The sequence below is a fragment of the Streptomyces sp. NPDC107562 genome (assembly GCF_055657325.1).
The window spans coordinates 107,497-130,389 of sequence record NZ_JBVKBE010000009.1; the positions used below are offsets into that span (position 1 = coordinate 107,497).

The window sequence follows — 22,893 nt, forward strand, 5'->3', positions numbered from 1 at the left end:
TGGATGCCACCTGGTACGTACGCGTCCTCGCGCTCGTATGTGAAGACAACCGCTGGAGACACCTGGTGAGTTCCCCAGATCCGCAGGTTCGCGCAGCGCGAAACCACTCAACCCCCTCCGCCCTGCGCGGACCAGTCGTCGCGGTCACCGGCGCCGCGTCCGGTGTGGGCGCGCTGCTCACCGCGCGGCTGGCCGCGTCGGAGGAGATCAAGCAGGTCATCGCCCTCGACGAGCGGCGCGGGGAGTGCGCCGAGGCGCAGTGGCACATCCTCGACGTGCGGGATCCGGCGATCGCGGAGAAGCTGCGGGGCGCGGACGTGGTGGTGCACCTGGCGCTCGACCTGGACCTGGAGACGGACGCGGCCGCCCGGACGGCGTACAACGTGCGCGGCACGCAGACCGTGCTGACCGCCGCCGCGGCGGTCGGGGTGCACCGGGTGGTGCTCTGCACCTCGTCGATGGTCTACGGGGCGCTGCCGGACAACGAGCTGCCGCTGTCGGAGGACGCGGAGCTGCGGGCGACGGCGGAGGCCACCGGGGTCGGCGACCTGCTGGAGATCGAGCGCCTGGCGCGGCGGGCGCCCCGGGCGCATCCGGGGCTGAACGTCACCGTGGTGCGGCCCGCTGTCCTCGTGGGCGGCACGGACACCGCGCTGACCAGGTACTTCGAGTCACCTCGGCTGCTCGTCGTCGCGGGGTCGCGGCCGGCCTGGCAGTTCTGTCACGTCGAGGACCTGTGCAGCGCGCTGGAGTACGCCGTCCTGGAGAAGGTCGACGGGGAGCTCGCCGTGGGCTGCGAGGGGTGGCTGGAGCAGGAGGAGGTCGAGGAGCTGAGCGGGATCCGGCGGATGGAACTGCCGTCGGCGGTGGCGCTGGGGGCGGCCGCCCGTCTGCACCGGATCGGCCTGACGCCCTCTCCGGCGGGGGACCTGGCGTACACGATGTATCCCTGGGTGATCAGCGGGAGCCGACTCCACGACGCCGGATGGCGGGCGCAGTGGACCAACGAGGAGGTCCTCGCCGAACTGCTCGAAGAGGTCTCCGGGCGGCACACCGTGGCCGGACGGCGGCTCGGGCGCAAGGACGCGACGGCGGCGGGCGCCGCGGGAGCGACGGTGGCGCTGCTGGGAGCGGCAGCGGTGGTCCGGCGGGCCCGGAAGGCGCGGCGCCGGATCTGAGGCGGACAGGGTCCGTGGCGTGCGCCGGGCGGCGCGGTCGCCCGGGCCGGTCCTGTAGGAGGCTCCAAGCCACCGCACGCGCGTGCCGGGCGAAAGCGCTATTCCGTGCTCCGCGCGCGTGGGGCACGATGGACGCATGGCAGCCACAGACGATCACCCTGGGGAGCAGGGCGCCCAGCAGCCCATCAAGCTGATCGGCGTCCGCGAGACGCCGCTCTCCCTCGACGAGGTCTTCAGGGCCGTCGGGGACGACGCCGCCGGGGGAACCGCCCTGTTCGTGGGGACCGTGCGCAACCACGACGGGGGCGCCGACGTCGACGAGCTCGGGTACTCCTGCCACCCCGGCGCCGAGGACGAGATGCGGCGCGTGGCCGAGAAGGTCGTCGCCGAGTTCCCGGTGCGTGCGCTGGCCGCCGTCCACCGTGTGGGGGATCTGAAGGTCGGTGACATCGCCGTCGTGGTCGGCGTGTCCTGCCCGCACCGGGGTGAGGCCTTCGAGGCCTGCCGGAAGCTGATCGACGACCTCAAGCACGAGGTGCCCATCTGGAAGCACCAGAAGTTCTCCGACGGCACCGAGGAGTGGGTCGGCGCCTGCTGAGCCTCCAGCCGGGCGACTCCGGTTGCGTAACCAGGCCCCTGGTATGAGCGTTGTCACTGCGAACGGTTAATCTGCTGATCAGTCAGTTGCGCTCATGGGGTTGGAGGTCGGCATGGCGGCGCTCGCCTGGTTGCTGATTCCGCTTGTGGCTGCTGTCGGCGCGGGTCTGTGGGGCACATGGGCCAACAGGACCCGCAGGGCCCGGAGCGACGGTCCCGAGCTGGACGGCTACGCGCGCTTCCGCGCGGCCATGGAGAGGTCCCACACAGGTCCGTGACCCGGGAGGCGGCCCTGACGGTGCGCCGACACGCCCGTCCCGTATCGTCGTGACATGCCACGCCGCACCGCGACGATGCTCGCCTCCACCCTGATGCTGATCGCGCTCCTGTGCGCGGGTGTGCTCATCCCCGTGCCGTACGCGGAGATGTCCCCGGGGCCGACGGTGAACACGCTGGGGGACCACGACGGCGAGCCGGTGCTGCAGATCGCGGGGCGCAAGACCTACCCGACGGACGGCCACCTCAACATGACCACCGTCCGCGTGACCAGCGCCGACTACCGCATGAACCTCGTCGAGGCGGTCTACGGCTGGCTCGCGCACGACAACAGGGTCGTCCCGCACGACACCCTCTACCCGGACGGCAAGACGGAGGAGGAGTCGACCCAGGAGAACGCCGAGGAGTTCAGCCAGTCCCAGGAGAGCGCCAAGGTGGCGGCCCTGAAGGAACTCGGCGTCAAGGTGGCCTCCTGGGTGATCGTCTCCACCGTGGTGAAGGACTCCCCGGCCGAGGGCAGGCTGCACGCCGGCGATGTGATCAAGGCCGTCGACGGCACGGCGGTGAAGGCCCCCGGCGACGTGGCCGAACTGGTGACCAAGCACAAGCCCGGCCAGGACGTGGTCTTCACGATCGTGCCCGCCAAGGAGCAGGCCGCCGCCGAGAAGGAGAAGCGCGACCCGGTGCGGACGGAGCGGGTCACGATCACCACCGCGACCTCCGACGACACCGGCGAGAAGCGCGCCATCGTCGGGATCTCGGCCGGAACGGACCACACCTTCCCGTTCACCATCGACATCAAGCTCGCCGACGTCGGCGGCCCGAGCGCCGGCCTGATGTTCGCGCTCGGCATCTACGACAAGCTCACCCCGGGCTCCCTGACGGGCGGCTCCTTCGTCGCCGGTACCGGCACGATCGACGACGACGGCACGGTCGGTCCGATCGGCGGCATCGAGATGAAGACGGTGGGCGCGCGCAGCAAGGGCGCCGAGTACTTCCTGACGCCCGCGGACAACTGCGAGGCCGCCGCCACGGACACCCCCGACGGCCTCACCCTGGTCAAGGTCGACACCATCGACGACGCCCTCGGGGCCCTGAAGGACATCCGCGACGGCGACACCGCCGGCCTGCCGAAGTGCACGGCCAAGGGCTGACCGCCCCACCTCGGGCACGCGCGCGCGTGCCCGAGGTCGCATCGCGGCCGCTCAGTCCGCGAACGTGGCGGCCAGTGCCTCCGCGAGACCGGGGACCAGCTCAGAACCGGTGAGGACCTCCGTCGGGGCGTCCTTCTCCCGCAGCCGAAGGGCCGCGTCGCGCGCACCGTCGCGCAGCACGGCGACCGTCATGCGGACCTCCTGGCGCTCCGGATGCCGCGCCACCCACTTGGCGAGCGCGGCCTCGTCGAGATCGTCCGGGACCTGGGTCTCGGCGGTCGGCGGCAGCATCAGCCGCTCCACCGTGAGCGCGCAGCCGGCCACCGCCTCGGGCCAGGCGATGGTGCCGAGGAACTCGTCGAGCGGCTTGTCCGTTGGGATTTCGTCCTGCTCGATCGGGGTGAGACCGGCCGCGTCCGGCTCGTCACCCAGGCCGAGCTGCCTCGCCAGCGCGGGTTCCTGGGCCCGCAGCTGCGCGGTGTCTACGAGGGCGAAAAGGCGTGCGGGCTGGTCCCAGCCGAGGCCGGAGGCGTACTCGTCGATCTCGAGTACGGCCCGGGTGAGCGGGTTCGCCGCCATGGGTGTGTTGGACATGGTCACAATCCTGCCTCGTTCCCACCCCGAACCGGGAACCGAGTAAAGCGTGAGTAAGTTGCATAGGTGAGGCCCTACGATCACGGGGCCCGAAACGGCCCACGAAAACGGGGGCCCGACAGACCAACAGCGATTTTCGAGGTGCCACCTTGGCTTTCCAGATGCCGGACCGCGGCGGAGGCCCGACGGGGCCACGGATCAGAGTGGGCCGCCCGTCCCGGCGTGTCCGGACCCTGCTCATGACACTGGGTGTCCTTGCCGTGCTCGCCATGGCGTTCACCATGTTCGCGGGCTTCTGGACGGACTGGCTCTGGTACCGGTCGGTGAAGTACTCGTCCGTCTTCACCACCACGCTGACGACCAAGATCGGCCTCTTCTTCGTCTTCGGGCTGCTGATGGCCCTGGCCGTCGGGTTCAACATCTGGCTGGCCCACCGGCTGCGCCCGCCGCTGAGCGCGATGTCGATGGAGCAGCAGAGCCTCGACCGCTACCGGATGAGCATCGCGCCGTACAAGAAGTGGCTGCTGTTCGCGATCACCGCCCTGGTGGGCCTGATCGCCGGTGCCTCCGCCTCCGGTCAGTGGCGCACCTGGCTGATGTGGGTCAACGGCGTGCCCTTCGGACAGAAGGACCCGCAGTTCGATCTGGACGTCGCCTTCTACGCTTTCGATCTGCCCTGGTACCGGTTCATGCTCGGCTTCGGCTTTGCCGCAGCGATCCTCTCGCTGATCGCCGCCGCGCTCACGCACTACCTGTACGGCGGGCTGCGGGTCACCAGCCCGGGCGCGCGTGCCACGGCCGCCGCGACCGGACATCTGTCGGTGCTCATCGGAATCTTCGTCGCGCTGAAGGCGGTCGCCTACTGGCTCGACCGGTACGGCCTGGCGGTCAAGTCCAGCGACTTCAAGGCCACGGACAACTGGACGGGCCTGCGGTACGTCGACGCCAACGCCTACCTGCCGGCCAAGACGATCCTCTTCTGCATCGCCGTCATCTGCGCCCTGCTGTTCTTCTCCACGATCTGGCGGCGCACCTGGCAGCTGCCGCTGATCGGCTTCGGCCTGATGGTGCTGTCCGCGATCCTGATCGGCGGGCTGTACCCGGCGATCGTGCAGAAGTTCCAGGTCCAGCCGAACGAGCAGGCCAAGGAAGCCCCGTACGTCGAGAAGAACCTCGCGGCCACGCGTGAGGCGTACGGCATCGACGGCACCCAGGTCACCGAGTACTCGGGCACGGCCGACACCAAGGACACCACCAAGCTGCGGGACGACGTCGACTCCACGGCGAGCATCCGCATCATGGACCCCAACATCATCTCGCCGACCTTCCAGCAGCTCCAGCAGATGCGGAAGTACTACGCCTTCCCGACCAACCTGGACGTCGACCGCTATGGCGCGGGCGGCAAGGAGCAGGACACGGTCATCGGTCTGCGCGAGCTGAACTACGCGGGCATCGACAAGAAGAACTGGATCAACAACCACTTCCGCTACACCCACGGCTACGGCGCGGTCGCCGCCAAGGGCACCTCCGTGGACACCGAGGGCCGCCCGGTCTTCACCGAGTCCGACCTGCCGTCCAAGGGCCAACTCGGCTCGTACGAGCAGCGGATCTACTACGGCGAGAAGACCAACACCTACTCGATCGTCGGCGGTCCCCAGAAGGAGATCGACTACTCCGACGACAGCGGTGAGAAGACCTACAGCTACGAGGGCAAGAGCGGCGTCAACCTCGAGAACCCGATAAACCGGGCCGCCTACGCCGTCTCGCTCAACGAGCCGCAGATCCTCTACTCGGGCGCGATCGGCGACGGTTCGCGGATCCTGTACAACCGCACGCCGAAGCAGCGCGTGGAGGCGGTCGCCCCGTGGCTGACCATCGACGGCGACGCCTACCCCGCGGTCGTCAACAACCGGATCCAGTGGATCGTCGACGCGTACACGACGACGAACGGATACCCGTACGCCTCGCGTACGACCCTCGGTGACACCACCGCCGACTCGCTGACCGCGACCAACGACCAGCGCGCGGTGGTGGCCCAGCAGAACCAGGTCAACTACATCCGCAACTCGGTGAAGGCGACCGTCGACGCGTACACCGGTGAGGTCAAGCTCTACCAGTGGGACACCCAGGACCCGGTCCTGAAGACCTGGATGAAGGCCTTCCCGGACACCGTCGAGCCCAAGTCCGAGATCTCGTCGGCCCTGATGGCTCATATGCGGTACCCGCAGGACCTGTTCAAGGTCCAGCGTGAGCTGCTGACCCGCTACCACGTCAAGGACGCCGACACCTTCCTCAGCGGCAGCGAGGTGTGGCAGGTGCCGGACGACCCGACCAACAAGTCGGGCGACGCGGTACCGCCGTACTACCTCAGCATGCGGATGCCCGACCAGGCGGATCAGGCGTTCTCGCTGACGACGACGTTCACGCCCAACGGCCGCGACAACCTGAGCGCGTTCATGGCGGTCGACGCCGAGGCGGGCAAGAGCGACTACGGCAAGATCAGAATCCTGAAACTGCCGACGAGCACGACGGTCAACGGACCCAAGCAGGTCCAGAGCCAGTTCAACTCCGAGCAGGACATCGCCGAATCCATCCGGCTGCTGAGAGGCGGCGACTCGGAGGTGGAGTACGGCAACCTCCTCACGGTGCCGCTGGACGGCGGACTGCTGTACGTGGAGCCGGTGTACGTCCGTGGTGGCGGACTCCAGTACCCGCTGCTGCGCAAGGTGCTGGTGAGCTACGGCGGCAACACCGCCTTCGAGGACACCCTCGACGAGGCCCTCAACAAGGTGTTCGGGGCGCAGGGTTCGACCCCGCCGCCACCGGAGGAACCCGGCGAGGACGACGGCACCACCACGCCACCGCCGACGAGCGACAACCCGACGGTCCAGGAGGCGCTCAACGACGCCCAGAAGGCCTTCGAGACCGGCCAGGAGGCGCTCAAGAACGGCGACTGGGAGGCGTACGGCCGCGCCCAGGAGGACCTGGAGGCGGCGCTGCGGCGGGCCGAGGAGGCACAGTCGCGGGCCGGCGGTGGCGGCGCCGGTTCCGGTGGTGCCACCAGCAGCCCGAGCCCGAGCGGCAGCCCGAGCCCGAGTGGCAGTCCGAGCCCGAGCGGAAGTCCACAGAGCAGCTGATCGAAAAGCTCCTCCCGCGTCGTGATACGGTTGCAGAACAACGGCGCGGGGTGGAGCAGCTCGGTAGCTCGCTGGGCTCATAACCCAGAGGTCGCAGGTTCAAATCCTGTCCCCGCTACTGAAGTCGACGTGACGTCGGCCAAGCGAAGGCCCGGATCCTCCAAGGATCCGGGCCTTCGTGGTGTGCGAACGCATGTGCCGACGGGCCATATCGCCGTGCCGCCGTGGGGAGTTGGGGGATCTGTGTTTGACTTGTCTCTCTGTGGGCATGTCGACAAAACGCTGAAGTGACCTCACTGGCTGCGGTATACGAGGTGTACCCAGGTTGCAGGTGGTGCGACGATGGACGTTATGGGGGACAAGGCAACTCTGTTCGAGACAGGGCGATTTGTGCAGTCTGCCGGCCAGGAGGAGACCCGGGACGAAACGGGCGAGGCGGTCGAGGAGGCGCGTCAGCGGCTCGCCGCCGAGGCCGGTGACGTCGAGGCGATGAGCGTCCTCGGGGCCATGCTGCTGCGCCGCGGCGATCTCGACGGAGCCGAACCCCATCTGCGCGCCGCGACCGCCGAGGGCGACCGCGCCGCCGCGAACAATCTGGGCGTCCTGCTGCACCAGCGGGGATACGCCGACGAGGCCGCCGGCTGGTGGCGGATCGCCGCCGTCGCGGGCAGCGCGGCCGCCGCGCACGCCCTCGGGCGGCATCACCGGGAGCGGGGCGACGAGCCGGCCGCCGAGTACTGGCTGCGGCAGTCGGCCGAGCAGGGCCACGTCCTCGGGGCGTACGCGCTGGCCGACCTGCTGGAGCACCGGGCGGACGGGGGCGCCGAGCAGTGGATGCGGGTCGCCGCCGAGCGGGGGCACCGGGAGGCCGCGTACCGCCTGGCTCGCACGCTTGATCGCCGAGGGCTGCGCGAGGGCGGGGCCGGGGCCGACAACGGTGTCGTGAGCACGGGCGGATTCAGCGGCAGGTCCGGCGGTGGGGCCGTCGTCGTGCCCGCCGCCTCCGCGGGCGCTGGCGCGAGTGCCTCGCCGGGTGCTCGCGCGGAGGTCCTCGCGCAGGAGGAGGCCGAGCAGTGGTACCGGCAGGCCGCCGCGCGCGGGCATCGCCGGGCCGCGCTCCACCTGGGGGCGATCCTGGAGAAGCGCGGGGAGCTGAAGGAGGCCGGGCGCTGGTACCTGACGTCCGCCAAGGACGGGGAGGCGCGGGCCGCCTGCGCGCTCGGGTTCCTGCTGCGGGACGCCGGGGACGAGGAGAGCGCCGCCGTGTGGTGGCTGCGTGCCGCACAGGACGGCGACGGCAACGCGGCGAACGCGCTGGGCGCGCTGCACGCCGAGCGGGGCGAGACGCAGACCGCCGAGCGGTGGTACCGAGCGGCCCTGGACGCCGGTGACGTGAACGGGGCGTACAACCTCGGGCTGCTCTGCGCCGCACAGAAGCGGATCACGCAGGCCGAGCAGTGGTACCGGCGCGCCGCCTACGCCGGACACCGGGAGGCGGCCAACGCGCTGGCGATCCTGCTGCTCCAGGAGGGCGACGAGAGCGGGGCGGAGCCCTGGTTCTCCAAGGCGGCCGAGGCGGGGAGTGTCGACGCCGCCTTCAACCTGGGGATCCTGCACGCCAAGCGGGGCGAGGACCGGGCCGCCCTGCGCTGGTACGAGCGGGCGGCGGCCGCCGGGCACATCGAGGCGGCCCTGCAGGTCGGGATGGCACGGCTGCGGGAGGGGGACGAGCGCGAGGCGGAGCGGCACCTGCGGTGCGCGGCGGGGGGCGGCAGCGCCGAGGCGGCGTACCGGCTGGCGGCGGTGCTCGACGCCCGGCGGCCGCCGGTGTCGCCGCACGAGCTGGGGGAGCCGTCGCACGAGAAGTCCGAGTGCGAGGAGTGGTACGAGCGTGCCGCGACGCAGGGGCACCGGCGGGCGCAGGTGCGGGTCGGCATGCTCGCGGCCGCCCGGGGTGACGTCGTCGAGGCGGCCCGGTGGTACCGGGAGGCGGCCGAGGCGGGATCGCGGAACGGGGCGTTCAACCTGGGGCTGCTGCTGGCGCGGGAGGGCAGTGAGCCGGAGGCGGCGGTGTGGTGGACCCGGGCGGCCGACGCGGGGCACGGGCGGGCGGCGTTGCGGCTCGCCCTCGTCTACGCGCGCCGTGGGGAGCTGGCCGAGGGGCAGCGCTGGGCTGATCGCGCGGTGACGCTGGGGCCGGCTGAGGTCGCCGAACGGGCGGCGCGGCTGCGGGACGCCCTGCGGGAGGAACTGTCGGCCTGAGGGCGGGGCGGGCGCCGTCGCTGCCGGGGCGGGCGCCGTCGCTGCCGCGCAGGCCCCTCCCCGGTCCAGCCTTCTCAAGTGATTTGCTTCTGTCCGCGTCCTTGACGTAACGTTGCATTCACCGACGCGGGGTGGAGCAGCTCGGTAGCTCGCTGGGCTCATAACCCAGAGGTCGCAGGTTCAAATCCTGTCCCCGCTACTGAAGGCCAAGGGCCGGAGTCCAGTCACTGGACTCCGGCCCTTGGTGTTGGTGCGGGCGCCCGCGTCTCAGCACAACAGCAAGCCCCCGGCGGCCGATCGGCGCCGGGGGCTTGCTCAGCAGGGCGAAAACAGTGGAAGCGGCGAAACGGCGCAGGCTTACGCCGCGGCGCAGTTCGGGCACACACCGCGATAGGTCACTTCGACGTCCGAGACCGCGAAGCCGAAGCGCTCCGAGTCGGGGAGGTCGGCCAGCGGGTTGCCCGTGGGGTGGACGTCGCGGATCGCGCCGCACCGGGCGCAGACCAGGTGGTGGTGCGGCTGGCGGGCGTTCGGGTCGTAGCGCTTGGCACGCTTGTCCGTGCTGACCTCGAGCACCTCACCGAGGGAGACCAGCTCGCCCAGCGTGTTGTACACGGTGGCCCGGGAGATCTCGGGCAGCTTCGCGACAGCCCTGGCGTGCACCTCGTCGGCCGTCAGATGGACGTGTTCGCCGTCGAGGACCTCGGCCACGACGCGCCGCTGCGCGGTCATCCGCCATCCGCGTCCGCGCAGCCGGTCCAGAAGGTCACTCATGACAACCACCTTAGCAGCAAGCGGAATAAATTCCGAACAGGTGTGACTTTGGAGCTGTGCTTGACTTAGACAAAGTCCATTGTAGGATCGAGTTCGGCTCTGGTCGAAGGACAGGAATCGGCCATGCAGCTGGAAGACGCAAGAGTGACGCAGGAGGCGTACGTGACCCAGGGACCGCTCACGACGGAGGCCGGAGCTCCGGTCGCCGACAACCAGAACAGCGAGACCGCGGGCGCGGGCGGCCCCGTCCTCGTCCAGGACCAGCTGCTGCTGGAGAAGCTGGCCCACTTCAACCGTGAGCGCATCCCGGAGCGTGTCGTGCACGCCCGTGGCGCCGGGGCCTACGGCACGTTCACCGTGACCGCCGACGTCACCCCGTACACACGGGCCACGTTCCTCTCGGAGCCCGGCAAGCAGACCGAGGTCTTCCTCCGGTTCTCGACGGTGGCCGGCAACCTCGGCGCGGCGGACGCCGTCCGTGACCCGCGCGGCTTCTCGCTGAAGTTCTACACCGAGGAGGGCAACTACGACCTCGTCGGCAACAACACCCCGGTCTTCTTCGTCAGGGACGCCATCAAGTTCCCGGACTTCATCCACACCCAGAAGCGCGACCCGTACACCGGCTCGCAGGAGGCGGACAACGTCTGGGACTTCTGGAGCCTGTCCCCCGAGTCCACGCACCAGGTGACCTGGCTGTTCGGCGACCGTGGCATCCCCGCCTCGTACCGTCACATGGACGGCTTCGGTTCGCACACCTTCCAGTGGAACAACGAGGCCGGCGAGGTCTTCTGGGTCAAGTACCACTTCAAGACCGACCAGGGGATCAAGAACCTCACGGCGCGGGAGGCGGAGGTCCTCGCGGGCCAGGACCCCGACTCCCACCAGCGCGACCTGCGCGAGTCCATCGAGCGGGGCGAGTACCCGTCCTGGACCGTGGGTGTGCAGATCATGCCGGCGGCCGACGCGGCGACGTACCGCTTCAACCCGTTCGACCTGACCAAGGTGTGGCCCCACGCGGACTACCCGGTCGTCGAGATCGGCAAGCTGGAGCTCAACCGCAACCCGCGCAACGTCTTCGCCGAGGTCGAGCAGTCGATCTTCAGCCCCGCCCACTTCGTGCCCGGCATCGGCCCCTCGCCGGACAAGATGCTCCAGGGCCGCCTCTTCGCCTACGGCGACGCCCATCGCTACCGCGTCGGCATCAACGCCGACCACCTGCCGGTGAACCGTCCGCACGCCACCGAGGCGCGCACCAACTCCCGCGACGGCTTCCTGTACGACGGCCGCCACGGCGGTGCGAAGAACTACGAGCCGAACAGCTTCGGGGGGCCGGCGCAGACCGGGCGCGCGCTGTGGGAGCCGTTCGACGGCTTCGCCGGCGGCACCGGCAACCACCCGACCCCGGTGCACGCCGAGGACGACGACTTCGTCCAGGCGGGCAACCTCTACCGGCTGATGTCGGCGGACGAGCAGGAGCGTCTGATCGCCAACCTGGCCGGTGCGATCTCCGGCGTCTCGCGCGACGACATCGCCGCGCGGGCGATCGACAACTTCCGCCGGGCGGACGCCGACTTCGGCAAGCGGCTGGAGGCCGCAGTCCAGGCCCTGCGCGGCTGACACCACCAGCACTGGACCGCTTGCCGGGGAAACGGGCCGGGTCTCCCTCGGGAGACCCGGCCCGTTCGTGTGCTCAGGTGCCCGGTGCCCCCGTGTTCACGCGGGGACCTGCTGCCGCAGGGGTGCCCAGCAGCGGATGATGTCGCGGACCGAGACGATGCCGGTGGGTTCGCCGCCGTCCAGGACGATCAGGTGCCGGAAGCCGCCGTGCGCCATCGCGCGGGCCGCCTCCTCCAAGGTCCACGACGGGGCGGCGAACACCACGTCCGTGGTCGTGTGGTCGTGGGCGAGTTCGGTGTCGGGGTCCTGGCCGAGGCCCACGGAGTTCAGGATGTCGCGTTCGGTGAGGATGCCGATGCCGCCGGCGTCGGGGTCGTGGACGACGGCCGCGCCCACTCTGCGGGCGGACATCAGTGCGGCGGCCTGGCGCAGGGTGTGGGTGGGGCCGATGGTGAGGACGACTGTGCTCATGGCGTCACGTACGAGCATGGATGGAGCCACCTCCTGGTGTGTCCCCGCCGTTTGTTCATCGTTTCACAAATTCACAATCGGGGGGACTTTCAGAGTGGCAGGTAAAGCACGGGTCAACAAGTGCGCGTTCAGTACCGCTGGTTGAGGTAGCCCAGCAGTTCGTCGTGCAGCACGCCGTTCGACGCGGCGGCGTTGCCGCTGTGCGGGCCCGGGCGGCCGTCCAGGCCGGTGAAGGTGCCGCCCGCCTCGGTGACGATGATCGCGTTGGCGGCCATGTCCCACAGGGACAGCTCCGGCTCCGCGCACATGTCGACGGACCCCTCCGCGACCATCATGTAGGGCCAGAAGTCGCCGTACGCGCGCGTGCGCCACACCTCGCGGCCGAGGTCCAGGAAGCCGCCCAGGCGACCCTGCTCCTCCCAGCCGGAGAGGGAGGAGTACGCGAAGGAGGCGTCGGACAGCTTGGAGACGCGGGAGACCTGGAGCCGGCTCGCGGAGGTGAGGCTGCGGCCGCTGAAGGCGCCGTTGCCCTTCGCCGCCCACCAGCGGCGGCCGAGGGCCGGGGCGGAGACCAGGCCGACGACGGGCTGGTAGCCCCCCTCCGCCGCCTCCATCAGGGAGATCAGGGTCGCCCAGACGGGGACCCCGCGCACGTAGTTCTTGGTGCCGTCGATGGGGTCGATGACCCAGCGGCGGGGGCCCGTGCCCTCGACGCCGTACTCCTCGCCGAGGACCGCGTCGCGTGGTCGGGCCCGCTGGAGGTGGCCCCGGATGAGCTCCTCGGCCGCCCGGTCGGCCTCGGTGACCGGCGTCATGTCGGGCTTGGTCTCGACCTTGAGGTCGAGGGCCTTGAAGCGGTCCGTCGTCGCGGCGTCGGCGGCGTCCGCGAGGACGTGGGCCAGACGCAGGTCGTCGAGATAGTCGGGCATGTGACGAACCGTATCTGTCATGGTCCGTGCGGAGCTACAGGGGGGAGGTGGTGGCGAGTTGCGGCGAACGGCGGGCGCACGGCGGGAGCGCGTGCCCCGGCGCGAGGACACCGACCGAGACCTCCACCCCGGACGACCTGCGCGAACCCTTGACAGTGCTCGCGTACGCGTCAAATCTGGGCGCAGTGTCCGTCCCCCCAGGGAGGCGACGATGCCTGCTGCCCGGGAATCCCTGCTGGACGCCGCCTCCACGGCACTCGCGCGGCGGCCGTGGGCCGCCGTGCGGATGGTGGACGTGGCCGCGGCGGCCGGCGTGTCCCGGCAGACGCTGTACAACGAGTTCGGCAGCAAGGAAGGGCTGGCCAGAGCCCTGGTGCGCCGCGAGGCCGACGGCTACCTCGCCGGCGTCGAACGGGCCCTCGTCACGCAGGGCGACGCCCGCGACCGTCTGACGGCGACCGCCGAGTGGACCGCCTCCGCGGCCCGCGACAACGTGCTCGTCCGTGCCCTGCTGACCGGCTGCTGGAGCGAACGGCTGCCCTCTCCCACGCTGTCGGCGGTGCCGTCCTCCTCCGCGGTCCCCGCGCAACGGCGGGCGGACGGGGCGCTGCCGTCGCCCGGCGACTTCGTGGCGCTGGTCCGCGACCGCGCCGTGACGGTGCTCGGCGGACCGGGCGCGCCCCCGACGGAAGCCGCCGACCTGGCCCGCGCCTGCGAACTGGTCGTCCGGCTCGCGCTGTCCTGCGTGGCGGCGCCGCCCGGTGAGGGCGGCGTCGGGGACCTGGTGCGCGGCGCGCTGCTCCGCCGGACGGTGTGAGGCGGCGCTGCGAAGGGCTCAGTGGGACGAGCCGGAGAGCTGGAGGCCGATGACGCCGATGATGACCAGGCTGATCGAGACGATCTTCAGCGTGGAGACGAGGTCGCCCAGGAAGACCATGCCGTAGATGGCCGTCCCCGCCGCGCCGATGCCGGTCCACACCGCGTAGGCGGGACCCACGTCGAGCTTCCGCAGCGCGAGCGTCAGCAGGCCGAAGCTGCCGAGCGCGAAGACGGCGAACGCGATGGTCGGCCAGAGCCGGGTGAAGCCGTGCGAGAGCTTCAGGCAGACCGCGAAGCCGGTTTCCAGCAACCCGGCCACGATGACCAGCAGCCACGCCATGTGCTGTCCTCCCCGTTTCTCCACGTACTGTGACCGCTTGTCGGCGTTTGTCAGGGTTGGCATCCGGCTTTTGCGATTATGCCCTTACCGAAGCCGCCCCCGGACAAACCCCGCGTGAAGAGAAACAGCGGAAACGTCAGTCACCTTCCGGCTGCTCCCGCGTCGCCAGCAGCCGCCGCAGCGAGTACAGCCGGGCGGGGTCGGCGTGCCCGTCGGCCACCCACTGGTCCAGCGCGCAGTCCGGCTCGTCGTGACTGCACGCGCGCGGGCAGCCCTCCGTGCCCGGCTCCAGGTCGGGGAAGGCGTGGATGACCCGGGACGGGTCGACGTGCGCGAGTCCGAACGACCGGACGCCCGGGGTGTCGATCACCCAGCCGTCCGTGCCGTCCAGCGGGAGGGCGAGCGCGGACGTGGTGGTGTGCCGGCCCCGCCCGGTCACCGCGTTCACATGCCCGGTCGTGCGCCGCCGCTCCTTCGGTACCAGGGCGTTGACGAGGGTGGTCTTGCCGACGCCGGAGTGCCCGACGAAGGCCGTGACCCTCCCGTCCAGCTGCGCGAACACCCGCTCCGCCGCGTCGCCGTTCGCCAGCTCCTCGCGGCTGGTGACGACGTAGGGGATGTCGAGGTCGCCGTACAGTTCGAGGATCTTGTCCGGCGGGGCGAGGTCCGACTTGGTCAGCACCAGGAGCGGTTCCAGACCGCCGTCGTACGCCGCGACCAGGCAGCGGTCGATCAGGCGCGGGCGCGGCTCGGGGTCGGCGAGGGCGGTGACGATGGCGAGCTGGTCGGCGTTGGCGACGACCACCCGCTCGTAGGGGTCGTCGTCGTCCGCGGTGCGGCGCAGCACCGAGGTGCGCTCGGCGATGCGCACGATCCGCGCCAGCGTGTCCTTCTTGCCGGACAGGTCCCCGACCAGGGCGACCCGGTCGCCGACCACCGCGGCCTTGCGGCCCAGCTCGCGGGCCTTCATGGCCATGACCACGGTGTCCTCGACCAGGCAGGTCAGGCGGCCGCGGTCGACGGTGAGGACCATGCCCTCGGCCGCGTCCTCGTGCTTGGGGCGGATGTGCGTACGCGGCCGGTTGCCCTTGCGGTTGGGGCGGGCGCGGATGTCGTCCTCGTCGGTGTGCTTGCCGTAGCGGCGCATGGCGTGACCCCTAGGCCCCGAGCATCCCGGTCCACAGGTCGGGGAAGTCCGGCAGGGTCTTCGCCGTCGTCGCCACGTTCTCGATCTGCACGCCCTCCACCGCCAGGCCGATGATCGCGCCGGCGGTGGCCATGCGATGGTCCTCGTACGTGTGGAAGATCCCCCCGTGCAGGCGGCGCGGGCGGATGTGCAGGCCGTCGGCGGTCTCGGTGACGTCACCGCCGAGCGCGTTGATCTCCTTGGTGAGCGCGGCCAGCCGGTCCGTCTCGTGCAGCCGCAGGTGCGCCACGCCGCGCAGCGTGGAGGGGGAGTCGGCGAGCGCGGCGACCGCCGCGACGCCGGGGGTCAGCTCGCCGACGTCGCCGAGGTCCACGTCGATGCCGTGGACCGCGCCCGATCCGGTGAGGACCAGGCCGTACTCCGTCAGTTCGCAGGAGCCGCCCATCGCGGTGAAGATCTCGCGCAGCCGGTCGCCGGGCTGGGTGGTGCGGGACGGCCAGTCCGGGATCAGCACCTTGCCGCCGGTGACCAGGGCCGCCGCGAGGAACGGCTGGGCGTTGGACAGATCCGGCTCGATCGTCAGGTCCCGGCCGAGCAGGGCACCCGGCGTGACCCGCCAGACGTCGGGCTCCCCGCCCGCCTCCGGGGTGTCGACCTGCGCGCCGACCGCGCGGAGCATGTCGACGGTCATCCGGATGTGCGGCACGGACGGCAGGGTCGAGCCGATGTGGCGGACCTCTACGCCCTGGTTGAAACGCGGGCCGGAGAGCAGCAGGGCGCTGACGAACTGGGAGGAGGAGGACGCGTCGATCTCGACCGGGCCGCCGTCCAGGGCACCCCCGCCGTGCACGGTCAGCGGCAGCGCGCCGCGACCGTCGTCGTCGATCCGGGCGCCGAGCACGCGCAGGGCGTCGATGACGCCGTTCAGGGGACGCTCGTACGACCTCGGGTCGCCGTCGAAGCGGATCGGCCCGTCGGCGAGCGCGGCGACCGGCGGCAGGAAGCGCATCACCGTGCCGGCGTTGCCGACGTCCACCGTGGCCGGACCGCGCAGGCCCGCCGGAAGCACCCGCCACGCCTCGCCCGTGCCGTCGGGGCCCACGCCCTCCTCGATGCCGACGCCCATCGCCCGCAGGGCGGCGGCCATCAGCAGCGTGTCGCGGGAGCGCAGCGGGCGGCGCAGCCAGCCGGGCTCGGAGGCGAGGGCGGCGAGCACCAGGGCGCGGTTGGTGACCGACTTGGATCCGGGCACATGGACCGTCGCGTCGACGGCTCCGCTCGCGTGCGGGGCGGGCCAGAGGGAGGTGTCTGCGGGGTTCTGCGCCATGGGCCCCACTCTAGTGGGCGGCGGGGGATCGGGTGCTGGTGCGTTGTGGCTGGTCGGGCAGTTCCCGGCACGCCCTCGCGCGCCGCTCACACCTCCAGCAGCCAGCGCCCGCCACCGATCAGCGAGCTCAGCGAGACCGCGTGGAAGAAGAACAGCCACAACCCGGCCGGCACGTGTGTCAGCCGCGACAGCTGGTCGGCGTCGGAGTCGCCCGCGCCGCCCCGGCGCCGCTTGGCCTGGAGCTCGAACGCCGGGCGCACCCCGCCGAGCAGCAGGAACCACACCACCACGTACGCGAACGCCGCCTGCACCTGGGGCCCGGCCAGCCAGGAGACCAGCAGGAACGAGCCGCCCGCCAGGACGACCGTCAGCACGCCGTAGGCGTTGCGGATCATCACCAGCATCGCCACCAGCAGGGCCGTCGCCACCCACAGCAGCAGCGTGATGTGCCCGGAGGCGAGCAGCGCGGCACCGCCGAGGCCGAGCAGCGGGGGAGCGGTGTAGCCGGCGGCGGCCGTGAGGATCATGCCGATGCCGTAGGGCTTGCCCCGGCTGACCGTCAGTCCGCTGGTGTCGGAGTGCAGGCGTATGCCCGTCAGGGTGCGGCCGGTGCACAGCGCGATCAGGCCGTGGCCGCCTTCGTGGGCGATGGTGATCGCGTTGCGGGCGAGCCGCCACAGTCCGTGCGGGACGACCACGGCGACGGCGGCGGCCAGGGTCGCGAGGACGACCCACAGGTCCGGGTCGGGCTGGCTGCCGATGAGTTCGTCCCAAAGAGACGTGGCTGTCGTGCTGTCCATGTTTCCGGGGCGCTCCCTCTGTTCGGCGGAGGTCTGGCAGTGTGGCACGTATGTGCGGACGGTATGCGGCCAGTCGTGGACCCGAGGATCTCGCGGGAATCTTCGAGATCGAGAAGTGGGAGCCGGAGGAGACCCTGGAGCCCGATTTCAACGTGGCGCCCACCAAGGAGGTCTACGCCGTCCTGGACCGTCCCTTGAAGGACGTGGCCGATCCGCGACCGGTTCGGCAGCTGCGCAAACTGAAGTGGGGGCTCGTCCCGTCCTGGGCCAAGACGCCCGAGGGCGGCGCACGGATGATCAACGCGCGTGCCGAGACGGTGCACGAGAAGCCGGCCTACCGCCGTGCCTTCGCCACCCGCCGCTGCATCGTGCCCGCCGACGGCTACTACGAGTGGGTCACCGGGCAGCAGGAACGGGAGCTGGAGGTCGAGGGCAGGAAGAAGCGGCCGCGCAAGCAGCCGTACTTCGTGCTGCCCGCCGACGGTTCGGTGTTCGCGATGGCCGGTCTGTACGAGTTCTGGCGGGACCGCACGCTGCCCGACGACCACCCGCGGGCCTGGTGGGTCACCTGCTCGGTGATCACCACCGAGGCCGAGAGCGACCCGCTGGCGGTGTCCCCGGCCGAGGGCCCGCACACGCTCGCCGACATCCACCCGCGGATGCCGCTGATGCTCACCCCCGACCGCTGGGACGCCTGGCTCGACCCGTCCCGCACCGACCCCGACGACCTGCGCGACCTGCTCGCCCCGCCCCCGCCGGGACGGATGCGGGCCTACCCGGTGACCACGGCCGTGTCCAACGTCCGCAACAACGGGCCGGAGCTGCTGAAGGAGCTGGAGGGACCGGTCGAGGGCACACTCTTCTGATGTGAGTCCAGAAGTGACCGACGAGACGGTCGAGACCGAGGTGGGCACCGCCCGCATCACCTGGCACCGGCCGCGGGGGGCCAGGCTCGTCCTGGCCGTCGGCCACGGCGCCGGCGGCGGCATCGAGGCCCGTGACCTCAAGGCGTTGGCGCAGGCCCTGCCCCCGCACGGGGTGACCGTGGCCCGGGTGGAGCAGCCCTGGCGGGTCGCCGGGAAGAAGCTGGCGCCCGCGCCGAGGACGCTGGACGCCGGCTGGCGCGGGATCTGGCCCACGCTGGCGGCCCAGGGGCTCGCGGTCGTCTCCGGCGGGCGCAGCGCCGGCGCCCGGGTCGCCTGCCGCACGGCGACGGAGCTGGGCGCGGCGGCCGTCCTCGCGCTCAGCTTCCCGCTGCACCCGCCGGGCAAGCCGGAGCGGTCCCGCGCCGCGGAACTGCTCGGCGCGGGGGTGCCCACCCTCGTCGTGCAGGGCGGGAACGACCCGTTCGGCAGGCCGCGGGAGTTCCCGGACGGCGACCACGAGCTGGTCGAGGTGCCCTACGGCGATCATGGCTTCGCCGTGCCGAAACGGGCGGAAATCGGCCAGGAGGAAGCTGTCGCGATCATCACCGACGCGGTGCTCGGGTGGACCGGGTCACTGGGGTGACGCTCCGGGAATGCCGGGAACCCGGCCACTGTTGAGGCGGACAGAAGTGCTGATGACCAGCACCGACGTCGTAGGAGAGGAAGTCCGCCGCATGGGTTCGACCTTCTGCCCGAGCCGTGGCAGCCGTGCTGACCTGGACTGGACGGTGCTGCACGCGGCCAAGACCGCCCCCATTCGAGCGGCGGCGGGTGCGGATCGTCGTCTATCCTCCGATTCTGGTGGGACCGGCTTCGGGCCTGCCCAGATTCCCGAGGAGGTGGGTCCGGTCACCGGTAACGACGCAGGGACCGACAACGGCCAGGCGGAGCTGCCCGAGGGCCAGGGCATCGGCGCGGAGACGACCGCGGAGCGCAGTGCGCGCTTCGAGCGGGACGCGCTCGAATACCTCGACCAGATGTACTCGGCGGCGCTGCGCATGACGCGTAACCCCGCCGATGCCGAGGACCTGGTGCAGGAGACGTACGCCAAGGCGTACGCGTCCTTCCACCAGTTCCGCGAGGGCACCAACCTCAAGGCCTGGCTGTATCGCATCCTCACGAACACCTTCATCAACTCGTACCGCAAGAAGCAGCGCGAACCCCAGCGCAGCGCCGCCGAGGAGATCGAGGACTGGCAGCTCGCCCGCGCCGAGTCGCACATGTCGACGGGGCTGCGCTCCGCCGAGTCGCAGGCGCTCGACCACCTGCCCGACTCCGACGTGAAGGAAGCGCTCCAGGCCATCCCCGAGGAATTCCGCATCGCCGTGTATCTCGCGGACGTAGAGGGCTTTGCGTACAAGGAGATCGCGGACATCATGGGGACACCCATCGGTACGGTGATGTCCCGGCTGCACCGGGGTCGTCGTCAGTTGCGCGGCATGCTCGAGGACTACGCCCGCGAGCGCGGGCTGGTCCCGGCCGGCGCCGGAGAGTCGAACGAAGCGAAAGGCTCGGGCTCATGAGCTGCGGAGAGCCGCACGAGACGGACTGCAGTGAGGTACTCGACCACCTGTACGAGTTCCTCGACAGCGAGATGCCGGACCTCGATCGCGAGAAGTTCCAGCAGCACTTCGAGGAGTGCTCGCCGTGCCTGGAGAAGTACGGCCTGGAGCAGGCCGTCAAGAAGCTGGTCAAGCGGTGCTGCGGTCATGACGACGTGCCCGCCGACCTGCGCGCCAAGGTGATGGGACGGCTCGACCTCATCCGCTCCGGGCAGTCGGTGCCCGAGCACGACGTGGCGGCCGCTCCGCAGGAGTCGTAGGGTCACCCGAATGCGTTAATCCGCCGGCCTTCCGCCCGCGCCTCCTCCCGACCGTCCTAGGCTCCGAAGCCTGGGACAGGCACGGGACTGGGGGAGGGCGTCGTTCATGGAGGCGGTTCCGGCACGGGCACGCGCGTACGTGGCCTGTGTCGTGCTCGGCGCGCTGGTCTGCCTGCTGCCACCACCCCTGGTCCGCACGCCCTGGTGGGCGACGACCCTGCTCGCCGTCCTGTACGCGGGCGGGGAGTGGATCGCCCGCAGGCGCTGCCCCGGCACCTTCTACCCGGTTCTGCTGGCCGCGGTGTTCGTACTGCCCCCGCCCGCCGCCGCGCTGGTCGCGCTGACCGGCGCGCTGCCGGCACCCGTCGAGCGGCGTCCCGTCGTCCTGCGACGGATCTGGCGGGCGGCCGAACTGGTCGTGACCGTGTGGGCCGCCGGGTGGGTGTTCTGGACGCTGGGCGGGCGCGACGCCGTGGTGGCGCCCGACGTCCCGCACGCGCTCGGGCCGGCCGCGGCCGCGGTGCTGACCTTCTGCGCGGTGCAGACCGTGCTCGACGGCGGCATCCTCGTCGTCGCCGAGCGGGTCCCGGCGCGGCGGGCCTGGCGCGGCCTCTTCCTGCGGTCGCTGGCACCGGTCGGCGTGCACGGGCTCGCCGGGCTGATGATGGCCGTGCTGTGGCGCAGCCCCTACGGACCCGTGGCCGCGCTGCTCGTGCTGCTGCCGATGGGCGTCTCGTGGTGGGCGTTCGTCCAGTACCACCGCGAGCGGGGCGCCCACCAGGCGACCATCAGAGCGCTGGTGCAGGCCGTCGACATCAAGGACGGGTACACACGCGGGCACAGCGAACGGGTCGGGCAGGCCTCCATGCTGATCGCGCGCGAGCTGGGCATGGACGACGGACGCGTCGAGGTGCTGCGGTTCGCCGGGATCCTGCACGACGTGGGGAAGCTGGGCGTGCCCACGCGGCTGCTGCGCAAGGACGGGCCGCTCACCCCCGAGGAGCGGCGGGTGATCGAGCTCCATCCGGAGTACGGGCACGAGATGGTGCGGGGGATCGCCTTCCTCGGCGAGGCCCGGGCCGCCGTACTGCATCATCACGAGCGGCTGGACGGAAGCGGGTACCCCTACGGGCTCGTGGGGACGCAGATCCCCGAGTCCGCGCGGGTGGTCGCGGTGGCCGACGCGTTCGACGCCATGACCTCCACCCGGTCCTACAGCAGGGCCCGGCCGGTCTCCGTGGCACTGGAGGAGCTGGAGCGGTGCGCGGGGCGGCAGTTCGACCCGGTGATGGTCGACGCGCTGGCGCGGGTGGTACGGCGGTCCGGGTGGGACCCCGTCGTCACCGCCCAGGGCGGGCGCTCCCGCCGGGTCCCGCCACCGCACCCGCCGGTCTCCAGCCGGGCGGGGGCGAACCGTTGACCCGCGGCCGGGCCCTGCCCCTGATCCGCGGCTCCGCCGCGCTCCTCGCCTCCGGCTGTCTCGCAGTCACCCTTTGGACCGGTCTCGAACAGCGCGGCGTCGCGCTGGCCTTCGGCGTGTTCGTCGCCCTCGGGGAGCTCACCCGCTGGACGGGACCGCGGACCCGGGAGGCGGCGCCGCTCGGTGCGGCCGGGGCGCTGTCGTACGCGCTGCTCGGGGAGGTCGCCGGGCGGCCCGGTGCCCACGGGGTCGCCCAGGTGGTCAGTGTGGTGCTCGCCGCCTCGCTGGCCGGATGCGTGCCGAACATCGCGCGCGGGCGCGGGCCCGTGGTCGACCATCTGGCCCGGCGGGTGCTGACCGTCGGGTTCGCCGCCGTGTGCTTCCAACCGCTCTACGACGGCGGCACTTTCACGGACTGGAACGGACCCGCCTACGCGTTGCTGCTCGTCGCGGTCCTCGCCCTCACCGCGCTGTGCGACGCCCTGCTCGCCGCCGCGCTGGCGTACTCCCGCACCGGCTGGCCCTTCGGACCGCTGCTCCGGGACGAACTGCACCGCATGCTCGGCATCGGGTCGGCCGTCTGCGCGACGGGCGCCGTGATGGCGCTCGCGGTGGCGGTCGTCGGCCTCTGGGCGCTGCCCGTGTTCTGTCTTCCGCTGCTGCTCACCCAGGTGTCCCTGCGCCGCTACGCCGCCGTCCGCCGGACGTACCGGCAGACCATCGCCTCACTCGCCCGCGCCACCGAGATCGCCGGGTACACCCCGGCCGGCCACGCCCGCCGGGTCGCCGCGCTCAGCCGGGCCGTCGGGCGGGACATGGGCCTGACCGGCCCGGAGCTCACCGTGCTGGAGTACGCGGCGCTGATGCACGACATCGGGCAGCTCAGCCTGGTCGATCCCGTGCCGGCCGGTGCCACCGCCGGGCTGCCCGGGGCCGAGCAGCGGCGGATCGCGCTGCTGGGCGGCGCGGTGGTCCGGCAGACCGGGGTGGACGCGGAGGTCGCCGTGGTGGTCGAGCGGCAGGCGGATCCGTACCCTGAGCAGCCGCCGGCCGCCCGGATCGTGCGGGCGGTGAACGCGTACGAGGAGAAGGCACGGGACGCGGGCCCCGGCGGGCCGCTCACCGCGCTGGAGGAACTGCGGCTGGGGACCGCGGGAGACTACGCTCCGGAGGTCGTCGAGGCGCTGGCCCGGGTGCTGTCGAGGGAGGGTCTGACCCTGCCCTCGGCTGGGTAACCCATGGGTAATGAGCGCCTCTCCAGCCGCACGTGGTTGGATGCGAAGGAGAGGGTGTCCGGGGGCAC

Annotated in this window: 22 protein-coding genes and 2 tRNA genes; 16 read left to right on the forward strand and 8 right to left on the reverse strand. The window is 71.5% G+C overall.

The genetic code is table 11. The features are described from left to right. Nucleotides 1-65 precede the first annotated feature (65 nt). From ACZ7LV_RS24270 to ACZ7LV_RS24285, 4 genes are all read left to right on the forward strand, one after another. Nucleotides 66-1,178 carry an SDR family oxidoreductase gene (locus ACZ7LV_RS24270; RefSeq protein WP_471942106.1) on the forward strand — a complete coding sequence of 371 codons (1,113 nt, stop codon included), beginning with the start codon at nt 66-68 and terminating at the stop codon, nt 1,176-1,178. Between the two features lie 136 nt (nt 1,179-1,314). Further along, complete coding sequence (locus tag ACZ7LV_RS24275; protein WP_471942108.1) at nt 1,315-1,776, forward strand: molybdenum cofactor biosynthesis protein MoaE; 462 nt, start codon at nt 1,315-1,317, stop codon at nt 1,774-1,776. A gap of 94 nt (nt 1,777-1,870) precedes the next feature. Continuing rightward, entirely contained in the window at nt 1,871-2,053 is a 183-nt protein-coding gene (locus ACZ7LV_RS24280; protein ID WP_401674518.1) for a hypothetical protein, read from the forward strand. Between the two features lie 54 nt (nt 2,054-2,107). Further along, the gene (locus ACZ7LV_RS24285) at nt 2,108-3,205 is read left to right on the forward strand and encodes a YlbL family protein (protein ID WP_471942110.1); all 1,098 of its coding nucleotides are present in this window, start codon (nt 2,108-2,110) and stop codon (nt 3,203-3,205) included. Between the two features lie 51 nt (nt 3,206-3,256). Here the strand turns inward: ACZ7LV_RS24285 and ACZ7LV_RS24290 are convergent, their stop codons facing one another. Next, nucleotides 3,257-3,799 (reverse strand): PPA1309 family protein, encoded by a 543-nt coding sequence (locus ACZ7LV_RS24290; protein ID WP_471942112.1) that lies wholly within the window; start codon nt 3,797-3,799, stop codon nt 3,257-3,259. 161 nt (nt 3,800-3,960) lie between these two features. On the opposite strand from ACZ7LV_RS24290, the gene ACZ7LV_RS24295 reads away from it, so the two are divergent. The 4 genes from ACZ7LV_RS24295 (at nt 3,961) to ACZ7LV_RS24310 (ending at nt 9,397) form a co-directional block, all read left to right on the forward strand. After that, nucleotides 3,961-6,936, forward strand: coding sequence for a UPF0182 family membrane protein (locus ACZ7LV_RS24295; protein WP_471942444.1), 2,976 nt, complete (start codon nt 3,961-3,963; stop codon nt 6,934-6,936). A 44-nt stretch (nt 6,937-6,980) separates the two neighbouring features. Beyond that, nucleotides 6,981-7,054, forward strand: a tRNA-Met gene (locus ACZ7LV_RS24300). 224 nt (nt 7,055-7,278) lie between these two features. Next, nucleotides 7,279-9,198, forward strand: a complete 1,920-nt coding sequence (locus tag ACZ7LV_RS24305; RefSeq protein WP_471942114.1) for a tetratricopeptide repeat protein — start codon at nt 7,279-7,281, stop codon at nt 9,196-9,198. 125 nt (nt 9,199-9,323) lie between these two features. After that, nucleotides 9,324-9,397, forward strand: a tRNA-Met gene (locus tag ACZ7LV_RS24310). Nucleotides 9,398-9,555: 158 nt separating this feature from the next. Here ACZ7LV_RS24310 and ACZ7LV_RS24315 read toward each other — a convergent pair. Further along, on the reverse strand, nt 9,556-9,972 hold the full coding sequence (locus ACZ7LV_RS24315; RefSeq protein ID WP_471942115.1) for a Fur family transcriptional regulator: 417 nt from the start codon (nt 9,970-9,972) through the stop codon (nt 9,556-9,558). Between the two features lie 162 nt (nt 9,973-10,134). Between ACZ7LV_RS24315 and ACZ7LV_RS24320 the strand changes: the two genes are divergently transcribed. Beyond that, nucleotides 10,135-11,589 (forward strand): catalase, encoded by a 1,455-nt coding sequence (locus ACZ7LV_RS24320; protein ID WP_471942446.1) that lies wholly within the window; start codon nt 10,135-10,137, stop codon nt 11,587-11,589. Between the two features lie 96 nt (nt 11,590-11,685). Here ACZ7LV_RS24320 and ACZ7LV_RS24325 read toward each other — a convergent pair whose 3' ends face one another. Together ACZ7LV_RS24325 and hisN are read right to left on the reverse strand one after the other, a co-directional pair. Continuing rightward, a complete protein-coding gene (locus ACZ7LV_RS24325) occupies nt 11,686-12,078 on the reverse strand; it encodes a CBS domain-containing protein (RefSeq protein ID WP_471942117.1) in 393 nt (130 codons plus the stop codon). 110 nt (nt 12,079-12,188) lie between these two features. Beyond that, entirely contained in the window at nt 12,189-12,989 is an 801-nt protein-coding gene (gene hisN / locus ACZ7LV_RS24330; protein WP_471942119.1) for a histidinol-phosphatase, read from the reverse strand. A gap of 211 nt (nt 12,990-13,200) precedes the next feature. On the opposite strand from hisN, the gene ACZ7LV_RS24335 reads away from it, so the two are divergent. Further along, complete coding sequence (locus ACZ7LV_RS24335) at nt 13,201-13,806, forward strand: TetR/AcrR family transcriptional regulator (RefSeq protein ID WP_471942121.1); 606 nt, start codon at nt 13,201-13,203, stop codon at nt 13,804-13,806. Nucleotides 13,807-13,824: 18 nt separating this feature from the next. Here ACZ7LV_RS24335 and ACZ7LV_RS24340 read toward each other — a convergent pair whose 3' ends face one another. The 4 genes from ACZ7LV_RS24340 to ACZ7LV_RS24355 all read right to left on the reverse strand — a co-directional run bounded on the left by ACZ7LV_RS24340 (nt 13,825) and on the right by ACZ7LV_RS24355 (nt 17,422). Then, on the reverse strand, nt 13,825-14,148 hold the full coding sequence (locus tag ACZ7LV_RS24340) for a DMT family transporter (protein WP_401673077.1): 324 nt from the start codon (nt 14,146-14,148) through the stop codon (nt 13,825-13,827). A gap of 136 nt (nt 14,149-14,284) precedes the next feature. Next, on the reverse strand, nt 14,285-15,295 hold the full coding sequence (gene rsgA / locus ACZ7LV_RS24345) for a ribosome small subunit-dependent GTPase A (RefSeq protein ID WP_471942123.1): 1,011 nt from the start codon (nt 15,293-15,295) through the stop codon (nt 14,285-14,287). A 10-nt stretch (nt 15,296-15,305) separates the two neighbouring features. After that, the gene (gene aroA / locus ACZ7LV_RS24350; protein ID WP_471942125.1) at nt 15,306-16,622 is read right to left on the reverse strand and encodes a 3-phosphoshikimate 1-carboxyvinyltransferase; all 1,317 of its coding nucleotides are present in this window, start codon (nt 16,620-16,622) and stop codon (nt 15,306-15,308) included. 86 nt (nt 16,623-16,708) lie between these two features. After that, on the reverse strand, nt 16,709-17,422 hold the full coding sequence (locus ACZ7LV_RS24355; protein ID WP_401673085.1) for a M50 family metallopeptidase: 714 nt from the start codon (nt 17,420-17,422) through the stop codon (nt 16,709-16,711). Nucleotides 17,423-17,472: 50 nt separating this feature from the next. Here ACZ7LV_RS24355 and ACZ7LV_RS24360 point away from each other — a divergent pair, with 50 nt between their 5' ends. The 6 genes from ACZ7LV_RS24360 to ACZ7LV_RS24385 all read left to right on the forward strand — a co-directional run bounded on the left by ACZ7LV_RS24360 (nt 17,473) and on the right by ACZ7LV_RS24385 (nt 22,825). Beyond that, nucleotides 17,473-18,288, forward strand: a complete 816-nt coding sequence (locus tag ACZ7LV_RS24360) for an SOS response-associated peptidase (protein WP_471942127.1) — start codon at nt 17,473-17,475, stop codon at nt 18,286-18,288. A gap of 1 nt (nt 18,289) precedes the next feature. After that, on the forward strand, nt 18,290-18,931 hold the full coding sequence (locus tag ACZ7LV_RS24365) for an alpha/beta hydrolase family protein (RefSeq protein WP_471942129.1): 642 nt from the start codon (nt 18,290-18,292) through the stop codon (nt 18,929-18,931). Nucleotides 18,932-19,187: 256 nt separating this feature from the next. Beyond that, on the forward strand, nt 19,188-19,871 hold the full coding sequence (gene sigR / locus ACZ7LV_RS24370) for an RNA polymerase sigma factor SigR (protein ID WP_471942448.1): 684 nt from the start codon (nt 19,188-19,190) through the stop codon (nt 19,869-19,871). Continuing rightward, entirely contained in the window at nt 19,868-20,170 is a 303-nt protein-coding gene (gene rsrA / locus ACZ7LV_RS24375) for a mycothiol system anti-sigma-R factor (protein ID WP_471942131.1), read from the forward strand. Before sigR ends, rsrA begins: the two co-directional genes overlap by 4 nt. A 106-nt stretch (nt 20,171-20,276) precedes the next feature. After that, entirely contained in the window at nt 20,277-21,590 is a 1,314-nt protein-coding gene (locus ACZ7LV_RS24380) for an HD-GYP domain-containing protein (protein ID WP_471942133.1), read from the forward strand. Beyond that, entirely contained in the window at nt 21,587-22,825 is a 1,239-nt protein-coding gene (locus ACZ7LV_RS24385) for an HD-GYP domain-containing protein (RefSeq protein ID WP_471942135.1), read from the forward strand. The genes ACZ7LV_RS24380 and ACZ7LV_RS24385 overlap by 4 nt, the downstream gene beginning before the upstream one ends. The last annotated feature ends 68 nt before the right edge of the window (nt 22,826-22,893 follow it).